Annotated in this window: 1 pseudogene; it reads left to right on the forward strand. The window is 29.4% G+C overall.

Going from position 1 to position 252, the window contains the following annotated elements:
- Positions 1-252 (forward strand): annotated as a pseudogene (locus tag SB658_RS25930) (peptidase domain-containing ABC transporter); the annotation flags it as partial.

Genomic DNA, 252 nt, shown 5'->3' on the forward strand with positions numbered 1-252 from the left:
GTGTTAAAAGGGAATATGACAATTGGGGAATTAATTTCTTATAATGCGCTTTTGGTTTATTTTTTGAATCCAATTGAAAATTTAATAGGAATTCAGCCTACAATGCAATCTGCATTAATTGCGGGAGAACGATTAAATGAAATCTTTGATTTAGATTTAGAACAAAATGAAAAAGAATATAATAAAGTTTCCCCTAAAAAGTTATCTGGAAAAATTGAATTTGTGGATGCTACATTTCGTTATGGGACACGT

This window comes from Bacillus sp. SIMBA_008, from assembly GCF_046535495.1.
GTDB classification, from domain to species: domain Bacteria; phylum Bacillota; class Bacilli; order Bacillales; family Bacillaceae; genus Bacillus; species Bacillus subtilis.